The sequence below is a fragment of the Pseudomonas sp. FEN genome (assembly GCF_904067045.1).
Lineage (GTDB): Bacteria > Pseudomonadota > Gammaproteobacteria > Pseudomonadales > Pseudomonadaceae > Aquipseudomonas.
Genome location: NZ_CAJFDC010000016.1, coordinates 83836 through 98076, shown reverse-complemented (window position 1 = coordinate 98076; position 14241 = coordinate 83836). Strand labels below are relative to the sequence as shown.

The following is a 14241-nucleotide window of genomic DNA, read 5'->3' as shown; positions in this document are numbered from 1 at the left end:
CCCGTAAAAAACCGGCCATTACGTGGTGAAAGCGCCGCGAACACCCGAGAATTTATTTAAAAATCAATAGGATTCACCCGAGGTTTTTTCCTTTATCTGTCACCGGAACTTGAGAAGTTCTCATTCATGGCCTCACCCCACAAGTCGTCTGGAACTAAGGCGACGCCTCGAGCGCCATGGCGTCATGAACGAGCAACCCACTCTACGTACGAACACGACGAAAGGAGATTCTTCATGTTTAAGCGCAACGTTCTCGCGATTTCCCTGACCCTCGCTGCCCTGTGCTCCGCACAAGCGGCCATGGCTGCTGTCAACGGCGGTGGCGGTACCCTCGCGGCTCCGTTCTACAACACTTCTGGCGTTTTGCCTTCTGGTTTTGCTGCTTACATCGGTGTTGGCAGCGGCGCGGGTAAAACGGCGTTTCTGAACAACGATGCAACCCAGTTCGGCCTGACCGCCGGTACCACCGTGCACTGGGCTGGCAGCGACTCGAAACTCGCGGCTAGCGATATCACCACTTACAACACCAACCACGGCGCTGCCTGGGGCCCGCTGATTCAGGTGCCGGCAATGGCAACTGCAGTGACGATCCCGTTCAACAAGGCCGGTGGCAATTTGAACCTGACCACTGATCAACTGTGCGGTGTTTTCTCTGGTCGCCTGACGGACTGGAGCAACATTACGGGTTCTGGTCGTACCGGCACCATCACTGTGGCCTATCGCAGTGACAGCAGTGGTACCACTGAACTGTTCACCCGTTACCTGAACGCCAAGTGCACCAACCCGCTTGATGGTTCTTTCGCCGTCACCACCACCTTTTCTGCCAGTCACACGGGTAGCACCTCGCCAACCGTCGTCACCGCTAAGGGTAGCCCGGCTGTCATGGCCCTGGTAAACAGCACCGATGGCGCCATCACCTACATGAGCCCCGACGTTGCAGTGACCACCACAGCCGGTCTGGACGACGCAACCAAAATCGCCACCATCAACGGTGTAGCCCCCAACCTTGCCAACGTCGGTACCGCCATCAGCGGCGTCAATCCACCGGTACCGGGCAACCGTTCCAACCCGAACAACTGGGTACCGGTGTTTGCTGCTAGCACCAGCTCGACTGATCCAAGCGTCGTTCCATTCCCATCTGCAGGCTATCCGATCATTGGCTTCACCAACATGATCTTCAGCCAGTGCTACATCGATCCAACCCAAACCGCCGCAGTGCGTGCCTTCTTCAACCAGCAATACGGCACCGCCAACGACGCGGCAGTTGCCAGCAACCGCTTCGTGAAAATGTCGGACAGTTGGAAAACCGCGATCGTCAATTCGTTCGTGACTTCTACCAGCAGCCGTGCCATCGGCAACACCAGCGTCTGCAATGCCATCGGTCGTCCGCTGTAACCCTCGCATCAACGTAACGCAATACCAAGTCAGCAACGGCGCCAGCCGTTGCTGATTTTTTGCGTATGCCTACAACTCGATATCGCTCATATGAATATTCGATGACAAAGGTTCGGTCCCGATCCTCGGCATCCGCCTTAGTCATATAAGCGACACCAGCCTGCGACAGGCTGGCGTTGGCAGCCCACTGTGCAACAGATAAGGAAGGGTAGTGATGCTCCGCTGCAAACCTCCGGCAAGACTTAATGCTCAAGCGCGCCATGGTGAGCCGTCGATATGGGCGCTCAAGCCCGTGGCCCAGGCGATTGCCCTGTTAATGGTGGCCGGTAGTGCCCAGGCGCAGACAGCATTCAGTTCCGGCTGGTTTGCCGACAAGGGCGCTGCCCAGGCCGCGAGTGCCGGTCAGCCGGCTGTGCAGTTGCCGGGCATGCCACCGCCGTTGGCGCAACAGCAGCAGGCCAATCAGCAGTTGCAGCGGTCGTTGGCCAACTTCAATAACAGCGTCGCGGCGATTGCCGCGCAGCAGGCTGCGCAAGCAGCCGGTCGTCAGGCGGCCCTGGCTCGTCTGCCGACAGTGCCGGATGGTCTGGGCGAGGGCGGCCTGAAGGTCGATACCGGCCTGACCCAAGGCTGGCTCAACGCCAAGGCCCCGGTGCAGACCCAGACCGATGGCAAGACCACCGTCAGCATTACCCAGACCGCCGACAAGGCCATTCTCAATTGGGAAACCTTCAACGTCGGTCGCAATACCACTGTCGATTTCGCCCAGCAGTCGAACTGGGCCGTGCTCAACCGCATCAATGACCCCCAGGCGCGGCCGAGCCAGATCCAGGGCCAGATCCAGGGCAATGGCACGGTCATGCTAGTCAACCGCAACGGGGTGATCTTCAGCGGCACCAGCCAGGTCAACGTGCGTAACCTAGTGGCCGCTGCCGCGACCATTAGCGACTCTCAGTTCAATAAGGGGCTGTATGTCGACAGTTCCGGCACACAACCGACCTTCACCGATGCCGTGGGGCAGATCCAAGTGCAGCGCGGGGCGCAGATCCAAACCTTGAATCCCGCCTCGTCCACCGATTCGGGCGGTTATGCCTTGCTGCTGGGCAGCGAGGTGCTCAACGACGGCAGCCTGGTTACCCCGAACGGCCAGGTCACCCTGGCGGCGGGCGACAACTTCTATATCCGCCAGGGGCAGTCCACTGCCGGGAACCCACGGTCGACTACCCGTGGCAACGAGGTGGTCAGCACCCTGAACAGCGGCAGCAGCTCCGGGACGCTGATCAACAGCGGCTTGATCACCGCGTCCACCGGCGATATCACCCTGACCGGTCACCAGGTGCAGCAGAACGGCGTGATCGCCAGCAGTACCTCAACCAATACTCGTGGCACGGTGCACTTGCTCAATTCGGCGAGCGATAGCACCGGCAGTATCGTCCTGGGCTCGGGCAGTACCACCGCGATCCTGCTCGACGCCAGTAGCACCGGGCTGGACAGCCAGCGCGCCGCCGCGCTGGCCGCACTCAATGGCAATCCAGGCAATCTGATCACCGGCAAGTTCAACAACCTCAGCACCGTGGTGGACCGTATCGAACAGTCGCGGGTCGAGATCGTCAGCGGCGGTATCGTGGACTTTCAGAAAGGTTCGCTGACCCTCGCCACCGGCGGTCAGGTTGCGGTCAGCGCCGGGCAACGCAGCCTGGTGCGCGACGGCTCGATCATCGATGTATCCGGCGCGGTCGGGGTCAAGGTGGCCATGGAGGCCAACTCGATCAAGGTCAACGTGCAGGGCAACGAACTGCGTGACGCGTCGGGCAACCGTGATGCGGGCAAGCTGAGCAGCAGCGATGTCTGGGTCGATGTGCGTGACCTGGTCTACGTCCCGGCCGGTACCGACGGTTACCCCACGGCGCGCTGGTACACCGCTGGCGGTTTGCTCGAGGTCAGCGGTTACCTGGGCACCCAAGGACATGGCGTTGGCGAGTGGATGGCCCAGGGTGGCTCCGTGACGTTTACTGGCAAGGATGTGGTCACCCAGCAGGACGCCCAGATCAATCTGTCCGGTGGCACCCTGGATGTACAAAGCGGTTATATCAAGCAGACCTGGCTGACGGGCTCCGATGGGCGCCTGTATGAACTCTCCAGCGCGCCGGGCGACCTGCTTTACACTGGAGTTTACAAGGGTTATGCCGACGCGAGCCAGCGCTGGGGCCAAACGGACTATTACTACAACCCGTTGATCGCGCCGCGCCAGCGTTACGAGCTGGGTTACACCGTGGGTCGCGACGCCGGCAACCTGGTGATCTCGACTAATAGCGCGGTGCTTGAAGGCCAGGTGATCGGCGATGTGTATCACGGGCCGCAACAGAACCAGGCCGCCAACCCGACACTCGACGGTTATCAGCAATCGCAGACGGCGGTGGCTCGTCGCGCGCAATTGATCGCCGGCACCTACACACCGATCTACGACCCGATAGCGGGCGTGGTCAATTTCAATCTCGGCGCGAGCCTGAATCAGGTCACCTTCGCGGCGAATCCGACAACCGTCGCTGCGGGCGTGGACCTCAGTTCAGTGGTCCCGGCAAGCCGGCAGGGCAAGTTGGTGCTAGACACCAACCAGCTCAACGGTTTCCAACTGGGCGCAATCAAGGTCGCCGCCAAACAACAGATCGAGGTCGATAACAACCTGAGTGTCACCAATGGCGGCACCATCACCCTCTATGGCCCGCAGGTCACGGTAAATGCCGACCTGACGGCCCGTGGCGGTACGCTGCAATTGGGCAACGTGTTGAATCAGATCGACCCTAATCAGTCGTTCAAGCTGCAAGACACGCTGATCGCGGCTCCCGGCAGTTCAGTGGCCAGTACCACCGTGGCCGCGGGTGTAACGCTCAACACCGCGGGCCTGTGGACCAACCAACTGCTGGACTCGACCGACAACCTGGGCCTTCCCTATGTCAATGGCGGCCTGGTTTCCCTGCGCAGCAGCGGCAATCTGAGCCTGCAGGCCGGAAGCCTGATCGATGTGTCGTCCGGCGCGGCGTTGCAGGCCAATGGCAAGCTCCTTGGCGGCAAGGGCGGCAGCCTGATCCTGGCGGCCAATGCCGGGGGCTTCGGTGTGGGCGGTGTGCTGAGCCTGGGCGGTGATATTCGTGCCGTGGGCGTCAACGGCGGCGGCACCTTGACCCTGCAAAGCAGCCAGGTGGTGATCGGTACGCCGACAACACCGGTAAGCGGTGCGGTCGAACTGGACGGTGACTTTTTCAAGCAAGGTTTCTCGGCCTACGACATCACGGGGAACGAGGGGCTGACCGTCGCCGACGGTACCCAGGTGGACGTGACCCAACCGGTCTATCGCCTGGGCGACAATGCCACCACCCTCGTTTCCGGTAGCGACCCGGCGCAGGCACTGCAAGTCTGGACACCTGACCTCTATCAACAGGATCCGCTCAAGGGTGTGTTGACTCAACGGCGCGGTGCCAGCTTGAGCCTGCAGGCCGGTACGCTCAATCCCACGGATGCACGGCGGGCTACCACGGTACTGACCGTTGGCAGTGGCGCGGTGATCAGTGTCGACCCAGGTCAGGCCATCAGCCTGGGCAGTATTGGCCAGTTGACCTTGAACGGCACCCTGAATGCCTGGGGCGGGAAAGTCAGCCTCAATGAAATCGGTGCCGTGAATCCTTCGCAGGATGTAAATGGCGCAGGTAACAGTCGCTCTATCCTACTTGGCGATGAGGCGCTGATCGATGTCGCGGCAAGGGCGGCCACCGCAGTGGACATGCGTGGGCAAGTCTACGGCCAGGTGTCCGGCGGCGGTTCCATTGTCATTGGCGGCGGTGCAATCAATGCGGCGGCCGGCACTGCCACGGCGGCCGATCTTTTTATCGTGGTGAGCAAGGGCGCTCGCCTGGATGCCTCCGGTACCCAAGCCAATCTGGATATCGCCGGTCAAGGCCTAACGCGGGTGGCCAGCAATGGCGGCAGTATTTCCCTGGGATCCAACAATGGTCTTTATTTGCAGGGGAGCTTCGTCGCTCGGGCTGGCGGTCAGGGGGCGGCGGGTGGCGCTCTGTCGGTGGTGTTGCAGACACCGATGTACTCGCGCTTAGTCTCACCGGCAACTGATCGCGTGATGCAGGTTCGAGAGCTGGTACTGGGGCAGACCACTGACTCCGACCCTCTTCCAGATATTAATGCCCTGGCCTACGGCCATGGACAACTGGCCGCCGATCAAGTCCTGGCGGGTGGATTTGGCAATCTGGCGGTCTACAGCAACGGTTTCCTGTCATTCAATGGCAATCTGAACTTAAGTCTGAGCCAGAGCCTGCAGCTCTATGCCGGCGCCTTCACTTTGGCGCAAAATGTGCCAGACACCTTCCACGTCAATCTTTCCGCGCCTTCCTTGCTGCTGGGCGGCATCCGCCCTCCTAATCTTAGCAGTACCTATGAGGTTTCTCCCGTATCTACAGGATCTTCCTTCAGTTCGCAATTGCCGAGCCAGGCCGAGTTTTTTGCTGAGGGAGCGGTGATTGATGTGCGCAACAATGTGGTATTTGGCTCCAGAGGATCCTTTAACGATGCCAGCGGCAACCAGGTGCAGGTCCAGAGACGTGGCTTCGATCAGGTGAATTTGACCAGCCAAGGCGACTTGCGCTTTCTGGCGGGTATACCAAACGGCGCAGGCACCATCAATCCAACGACGCAACTGATTACTGCTGGCGATTTGCATTTGAATGCCGCGCAACTGTATCCCGAAACGGGCAGTATCGCGGCGGTGACAGCAGGGGCCGAGAATACGTTGGGTACGCGACTCTTGACCATCGGTCGCACTACCCAGACGGTTTCCCAACTGCCTTATTCGGCGTTTGGCAGCCTGACCCTGCTAGCCCCGACTATCGAGCAGGGCGGCGTGGTGCGCGCGCCGCTGGGACTGATTAAGCTTGGCAATGGCAGCACCAGGCGCGTGGAGTTGCTGCCCGGTAGCCTCACTTCTGTCAGCGGTGAGGGCCTGATCATGCCTTACGGCGGCACTTCGGACGGGCAGACCTATCTGTACAACGGCCAGAATGTCACCTTGTATGGGCAGACTGGCTTGAGTGGTGGCAGCGGGATCGGCGTGGTCATGGGCGGCCAATCGGTCGTGGTTTCGGCCGGTGCCACTTTGGACCTCTCCGGTGGTGGCGACCTGCTTGGCGCCGGATTCGTATCCGGCCGTGGCGGCTCCACCGACGCGCGCTACAACCCGCTGGTGCAAGTCAACCCCAACGGCACCTTCTCCTTGCCGGGCCTGGCGACCAATCCAGTCTATGCCATCGTACCCGGTGTGCAGCAGGTGTATGCGCCGTCGGCGGGCAAGTCCGGCGCGCAGGATCCTGTGCTCGGTCAGCAAATCACCATTGGCGCCGGGGTACCGGGGTTGGCGCCGGGTACCTATACGCTGTTGCCTTCCACCTACGCACTGCTGCCCGGCGCTTTCCGGGTCGAATTGAACGGTCTGGCGGGTGTCGGCACGGGGGCCGGTGCGTTGGCCATGCGCAATGGTTCCTGGAGCACTGCCGGGCAGCTGTCGATCGCCAATACCGGTATACGCAATAGCGCTGCCAGCCAGGTCATCCTGACATCGGCGAATGTGTTGCGCACCTATTCGCAATATAACGAAACCAGCTATGACCAGTTTGCTATCGCCGATGCCGCCAGATTGGGCGTACCGCGCCCGATGATCGAAGCGGATGCGAAAAGCCTGCAACTGAACCTGGTGCAAGGTGCGAGCGGCAGCGCCTTTTCGTTCAACGGCATCGGTCTTTTCGGTGCCGCTGAAGGCGGCCATGCCGGGACGGTCGGGGTGATCAGTTCGGGAGGCGCAATTGAGGTGGTATCAGCAGGAACACTCGCTCCGGCATCCTTTGTCGGGGTGATGGTAGATGATCGTAGCCTGAATGCCCTGGGCGCCGCGAGCCTGACGATTGGGGGCATGCCGGCGATCAGCTATGGACAGGGAGGAAATTCCATCGGACTGGGTTCTCAGCTCAGCGGCAGCGTGGTGTTGCGCAGCGGCGTGAAGTTGGCTGCTCCGGAGGTATTGCTGGTGTCCAGCGGCGGAGCGATCACGGTCGAACAGGGCGCCTCGATCAGCACCCTCGGCATGGGGCCTACGGCATATGATGCCAATCAAGGTTATATCTACGATCTGACGACTTCGTCCAATGGAACCGCTCGATATAACTTCCTCGGGATTTCCAACGGACTGCTTCAGGTCCTTACGCCTTCATTGCCAGGTGCCGCGGGCATTCACGTCGGCATGTGCAACTCGGCACCTTGCACAGGCCAGACCGAGCTGTATTCCTCGGGCTCCATCGTTGTGGGCACGGGCAATGATTTCGTACTCGCCGATAACGTGCGCTATGGCACGCGCCACCTGACCCTGGCCCTGAGCGCCATCAACCTCGGCAGCGACCAGGCCCTGGCCGATGCCGCCAGCCGCAACCTGTTACCGGCCGGCCTGAGCTTGAGTCAGAGTGTGCTGACACGTTTGCTCAAGGGCGATACTCAATACGGCGCTCCGGCTCTGGAAACCCTCGAACTGGCCGCTCACGATGCTTTGAATATCTATGGCAGTGCGACTCTCGATACCTATGACCCGCTGACCGGAAAGTCGCTGCTCAATAATCTGGTCCTCAGTACCCCGGCCATTTATGGTGCCGGCAGTGCTGCGGATGTCGCGACCATCCACACCGCCGACCTGATCTGGAATGGTGCCGCCAACCCGGCCGGCAGCGTGGTCAGCGGCGGCGCCGGTACTGGCAGCGGCCGGCTGAACCTGCAGACCGAAACCCTGGAGTTCGGCTATGGGCCGTACAGCCAGCCAAACTCGGTCGCCAGCCTGGACCGGCTGCTCCTTGGCTTTTCCGAAGTCGATATCAGCGCCAGCCAGCGCGTGACCGCCAACCACAAGGGCAGCCTGTCGGTGTACCAGAGCCAGGGCGTTTATCAGGCGGGCTCCGGCTTTGCCTATAGCGGTGGCAACCTGAATATCTCCACGCCCTTGTTGACGGGCGAAGCCGGCTCGGTGAACACCATCACTGTCGGTGGCGCGCTCAATGTCACGGCACTGTCCGGCACCCAGACTCGCACTGGCGGCCAGGGTGCAAAACTCTCGTTGAATGCCAACAGCCTGGCCCTGGATACCGCCGTGGTGTTGTCCAGCGGTCAATTGAACCTGACCGCTACGCAAGACCTGACACTGGGAGATGGCGCACAGATCGATATGGCTGGCCGTGCGATCAAATTCAACGATGTGACGCAATACAGCTGGGGCGGTGACGTCACTCTGAAAAGCACCACGGGTAATATTTACCAGGCTGCGGGGTCGCATATCGATCTGTCGGCGCAGAATAACCGTGCTGGTCAATTCACCGCCCAGGCCGTGGACCCGACCGAAGGCTTGGTCGACCTGCGGGGCAGCATCCTTGGCAGCAGCAGCGGCTTCTACGATGCCGGTGGTACCTATCTGCCTTACCTGGGCGGTTTTGCCAATATCCAGGCGCAGCGTCTGGGGGCCAGTGGCGCCGAAGACGCTTCATTTGCTGCCCTCAACCAACGCCTGAACGCCGGGCAGGTTTATGGCGCCCGTACCTTCCAGATCAAGCAGGGCAACCTGACTATTGGTAACGACCTCAAGGCCAATGCCATTGTGGTCTCGCTGGATAACGGCAGCCTGCTGGTCAACGGCAAGGTCGATGCCAGCGGCGTTCAGGTGGGCAGTATCAACCTGTCGGCCCGCCAGGGCCTGACCCTGGCGGGGGGCGCGGTGCTGGATGCCCACGGCAGTGGTTTGCAGGTCGATAGCCAAGGCAAGATCATCGATTCGCCAAACCGCGCGATGGTTGAGCTGAACTCCGGCCAGGGCCTGCTGACCTTGGCCAGTGGCACCATCATCGATCTACGGGCCGGCACCGGCGTGGCGTTGGGCAGCGGACCGGGTCAGAACGATGGTCGGGCACGCGGCACCCTGGAGCTCGATGCGCCACGTTTGGGCGGGGTCTCGGCCGGCGATATTGCCATCGATGCCAGCGGCAACCTGGCGATTCGCGGGGCGCGCTCCATTGCTGTCAATGGCACCTGGCAGTACAACGATGCGCCATTGGGCACCGATCCGGCGGCCAGTGGTCGACCTTACCAAGTGATCAACCAGGCTTATCTGGATGGTATCGATCAGCAAAGCAGCGCGTTTGTCGATGCGGCGCTGCTCAACAACAACCTGCTGCAGAACAAGCTCGCGGGCTTGTATAACGCCACTTATGCTGATGTTCTGCACCTGCGCCCAGCAGTGGAGATTGTCAGTGCTACGCCAAACGGTGACCTGGTGGTTCAAGGTGATATCGACTTGTCCGGTTATCGTTATGCCAGCCTCAACCCTCACTCTCAGAAGACCTCCGTGTACGGTTCAGGTGAAGTGGGCAAGCTGGCCTTGCGCGCCGGTGGTGATCTGAATATCTACGGCAGTGTCACCGATGGTTTTGCACCGCCACCGAAAACCCAGGATGACAATGGCTGGTTGCTGCTGTCCGGTATCGATTTCAGCGGCGGCAATATCGTCGTACCGGCAGCGGGTGTAACCCTGGCCAATGGTACGACCTTCCCAGCCGGCTCGGTGCTCAACTATGCCTTGCCGATCCAGGCTACGACGCTGGTAGCGGGTACTCGTTTACCCGTCAGTGTCACCTTGGACCAGACCTTGGTTCTACCCGCCGGCACCGTATTGTCCGCCGCTATACGTGACAGTGGCGGCAACCTGCTGTTTGCTGCCGGCACGCTATTGACCCAGGCCCAGAGCCTACCGGCCGGGACGCAGCTGGATGCCGGCACGCTGTTGAACGTCGATACCGCGCTACGTGCATTCAGTTGGCCCAAGGGTGTGGCGTTGCCGAGTATTGCCGGTGGCTATATGGCGTCGAACAACCTTCTTACGCTCAATGGCGATCTGGCGCTGGGCAGCGGGGCATTGATCCCGTCAGGCACCAATGTGCAACTGCCGGGCGGGGGCGCTTCGGTGCAATTGCGTCCTGAAGTCGCGGGGCGTCAGGGCGCGCTCTGGGGGATTGCGCCGATGCTCGCCGAGGGTTCCCAATCATGGTCGCTACGGATGGTGGCTGGCGCGGATACCACGGCGGCAGACAATCGTGTCGTGCAGATCAACCCGATTCATGGCGACCTGCATCTGGCCGATAGTCATTACGGCCTTTATGGCAAGCCATCGGCCAATCCGGCGATGATATGGACCACTCAAGGATCTCTTGATTGGTATGGAGACCTCAGTCATGCGGGCCTGCCTGTTGACCCCGTGGATGCCCAGGGCCCTCCCACCCTTTGCGCGGACTATCCCAAAGACTGTGTCCCGGACCCCAACTCGTCATTCGATCTGGCGGCAGGCGGCACGCGTTTCAGCGTGATTCGTACCGGTGCCGCCGATCTGACGTTGAGCGCGGGAGGCAGCTTGAGCATGGACTCCCTGTTCGGTGTCTATACGGCTGGAACGTCTTCGTCACCGACCTATACCAACGATCCCTACAATCTGCCTAAACCCCGGAATCCCCAAGGCACGGTGCTCAGCAATCCCCTGGGTGGCTATGAATCACTGGTCAATGGGGGCGCGGACAGCGTTTACCGTGCCTGGTACCCGGACGCGGGCGGCAATCTGACGATCAAGGTGGGGGGCGATCTGACGGGGAATATTCTGACTCCGGTCGTTTTCGGTGTCCGCCCCTGGGGAGATGCCGGCTACGATTCGGCCAGTGTCGCGGACTGGCTCTGGCGTCAGGGCAGCGGCACCGTTAATACCGGGACCTCGACACAGGCAACGGCTTGGTGGATCAACTTTGGCAGCTATACCGCGTCGTCCGATCCCAACCATACCGCTGACCAGATGATCGGGTTTACCGGCTTCGGTACCCTCGGCGGCGGTAACCTGGATGTGCAGGTAGGGGGCAACGCCGGCCTGTTGAACACAATGGCCGGCAACGCCTTGGACGGTAACGTCAACCCCCGCAATCAAGGCCTGGTACTGGCCGTCGCCAGTACTGGCCGGGTCATGGCCGATGGCAGTCTCCAGTTGACCGGTGGCGGCAATCTTTCGCTACGTGTGGCAGGGGCCTTGAATCCGGCCGGTATTGTCACCCAGGACGATCAGAACGGGGTGGTGACGAACTTGAGAGGGCAGGCTCAACTGCTCAGCGACAGCAGCGGGACGCTGGCACTGGTATATGGTAGCAATGGCCGGACACAGGCTCCCGGCGAAACCCGTGGTTATACCTCGTTCAATTCAACCCGCAGTGTTGCCGCCGGAGGCTTGACGTTGGTGCCGGGAGACGCCACTTTCGATCTGTCCACCCTGGGCGATCAGGTGGTGCAAACGGTGGTCGATCCCGGCCGTGTAACGTCCGTAAGTGCCACGCCCTATACGCTTGGCGATGGGACGCAGGGCAATGGGCTCAGTTGGTTTTCGTTATGGACCGATCGGACGGCCATTCACCTGTTCTCGGCTGGGGGCAACCTGACGCCTTATGTTCAGGGCGGTCTGAGCGATAACGCGGCGGTTTATCCGTCGATCCTGAGCGCCGTGGCCGATAACGGAAGCCTTTACTTCGCTGACGCCGCCAACGTCAGTAATAACCTGACCATAGCCAATGCGCTGACACTGGCGCCTTCGGCCAACAGCCAGTTGCAGCTTCTGGCCGCTGACTCCATCTATGGCGGTAATCTCACCATCAGCCAGTCCAGCGCGGCCCCGAGTGTCCTGGCGACGCCTGTGCGGCCGGCGTTTATCGCGACGCAAGGTAGTGTTCCAGTTGCCGGGGCAAGCAATCTCTCTCCGGATGGGAATACGGTTTTCAACAACAATTATCCCTTGTTCGCATTTGGTCCTAATAGCGCTTCTGGACAATGGAACGCAGATGCCCAGCCTGCACGCTTCTATGCGTTGAGCGGAGACCTCGTCGGGGTAAGAAGTGGTCGCACCGTCACCTTTACGGAGCCCTCCGACTCTCGTTTTGGTCAAACCTGGTATGAAGGTGGGGGGGCGGTCTGGATGCAGGCGGGGCGAGATATTGTCAGTAGTGGTACTTTGCCGGCAGGGGAAAACAACGGTACTGGCTACCAGGCTGTCGGCAACCTCTTCGTCCAAAACAACCCCACCGACATCTCCCAGGTCTCGGCCGGTCGCGATATCCTCTACAGCAACTTCAACGTCGCCGGTCCCGGCACCCTGGTGGTCAGTGCCGGGCGCAATATCCTGATGGCGGACAAGACCAGCATCACCAGCCTCGGCGCGGTGGTACCTGGCGACTCCCGCCCAGGCGCCAGCATCGTTATGCAGGCTGGCGTCGGCCCCAACGGCCCTGACTACCAGGCATTTATCGCCCCCTACCTGGACCCATCGAACCAGGCCCAGGCCGGAACGCCGCTGGCCAGTCAACCGGGCAAGGTAGTCAAGACCTACGACACCGAACTGGTAGCCTGGCTCGGCGAACGTTATGGCTTCACCGGCAGCGTCGACGAGGCGCGGGCCTATTACGCCGCGCTACCGCCCCAGCAGCAGGACATCTTCGCCCGCAGCGTCTACTTCGCCGAACTCAAGGCCGCCGGCCGCGAGTACAACCTGGTCGGCGGTGTTCGCCAGGGCAGCTACCTGCGCGGCCGTGAGGCCATTGCCGCGCTGTTCCCGGAGAAGGACGTCGCCGGCAACCCGATCCTCTACCAGGGCGCAATCACCCTCTACGGCCCGTCGGGCGTACACACCAACTTCGGCGGCGATATCCAGATGCTTGCCCCCGGTGGCGGGCTGGTGTTCGGTATCGAAGGCGCCGCACCGCCGTCCACGGCGGGGATCATCACCCAGGGCCAGGGCAATATCCAACTCTTCGCCCAGGACAGCATCCTGCTCGGTCAGAGCCGGGTCATGACCACCTTCGGCGGTTCGATCACCGCCTGGTCGGCCGCCGGTGACATCAACGCCGGTCGCGGTTCCAAGACCACCGTGGTCTACACCCCGCCCAAGCGGGTCTATGACTCCTGGGGCAATGTGACCCTGTCGCCGGTGGTGCCGAGCACTGGTGCCGGTATCGCCACGCTGAACCCGATTCCGGAGGTGTTGCCGGGGGATATCGACCTGATCGCGCCGTTGGGCACCATCGATGCCGGGGAGGCGGGGATCCGGGTTTCGGGCAACGTCAATATCGCCGCCTTGCAGGTGGTGAACGCGGCGAACATCCAGGTGCAGGGCAAATCCTCGGGTGTACCGGTGGTGGCCTCGGTCAATACCGGGGCGATTACCTCGGCCAGCGCCGCGGCGACTTCGGCGGCCCAGGCGGCGGATAACGTGGCGCGTCAGCAGCAGGCCAGCGCGCGGCAGAACCTACCGTCGGTGTTCAGCGTGCAGGTCCTGAGCTTCGGCCAGGAACGCCTGGAGCCTTCGCGCGACGGTGCCAGCCGCACGCCGACCTACAACCCCGACAGCCCGGTGCAGGTGCTGGGCGCCGGACCGTTGAGCGAACAGGCCCGGGCGCGTCTGACCGAGGAGGAGCGGGGCAACCTGACCTTGTAGTCAACCGATGTTTATCCTCGGGGGCGGCCGAAATGGCCAATGCTGGTCGTTTAACGAAATGTACAGTCGAGCGCGGTCTTGTGGCGAGCGGGCTTGCCCGCGCTGGGCTGCGGAGCAGCCCTGAAACCTGTGCCTGAGTTCTGCCTGACACAATGAGATCGCTGATTTTAGGGCCGCTCCGCAGCTCAGCGCGGGCAAGCCCGCTCGCCACAAGGCCGCGCTTGGCGTCAACCCTCCTTAACTGACAG

Annotated in this window: 2 protein-coding genes; both read left to right on the top strand. The window is 61.5% G+C overall.

Translation table 11 applies throughout. The features are described 5' to 3' along the window. Positions 1-234: 234 nt before the first annotated feature. Complete coding sequence (locus PFEN_RS19310; RefSeq protein ID WP_191488404.1) at positions 235-1395, top strand: substrate-binding domain-containing protein; 1161 nt, start codon at positions 235-237, stop codon at positions 1393-1395. A gap of 214 nt (positions 1396-1609) precedes the next feature. Beyond that, the gene (locus PFEN_RS19305) at positions 1610-13993 is read left to right on the top strand and encodes a filamentous haemagglutinin family protein (RefSeq protein WP_191488403.1); all 12384 of its coding nucleotides are present in this window, start codon (positions 1610-1612) and stop codon (positions 13991-13993) included. Positions 13994-14241: the final 248 nt, after the last annotated feature.

Bases quoted from the DNA above. Each gene is read 5' to 3' on its own strand.
- PFEN_RS19310 (WP_191488404.1), top strand. From the start codon at position 235: ATGTTTAAGCGCAACGTTCTCGCGATTTCCCTGACCCTCGCTGCCCTG.
- PFEN_RS19305 (WP_191488403.1), top strand. From the start codon at position 1,610: ATGCTCCGCTGCAAACCTCCGGCAAGACTTAATGCTCAAGCGCGCCAT.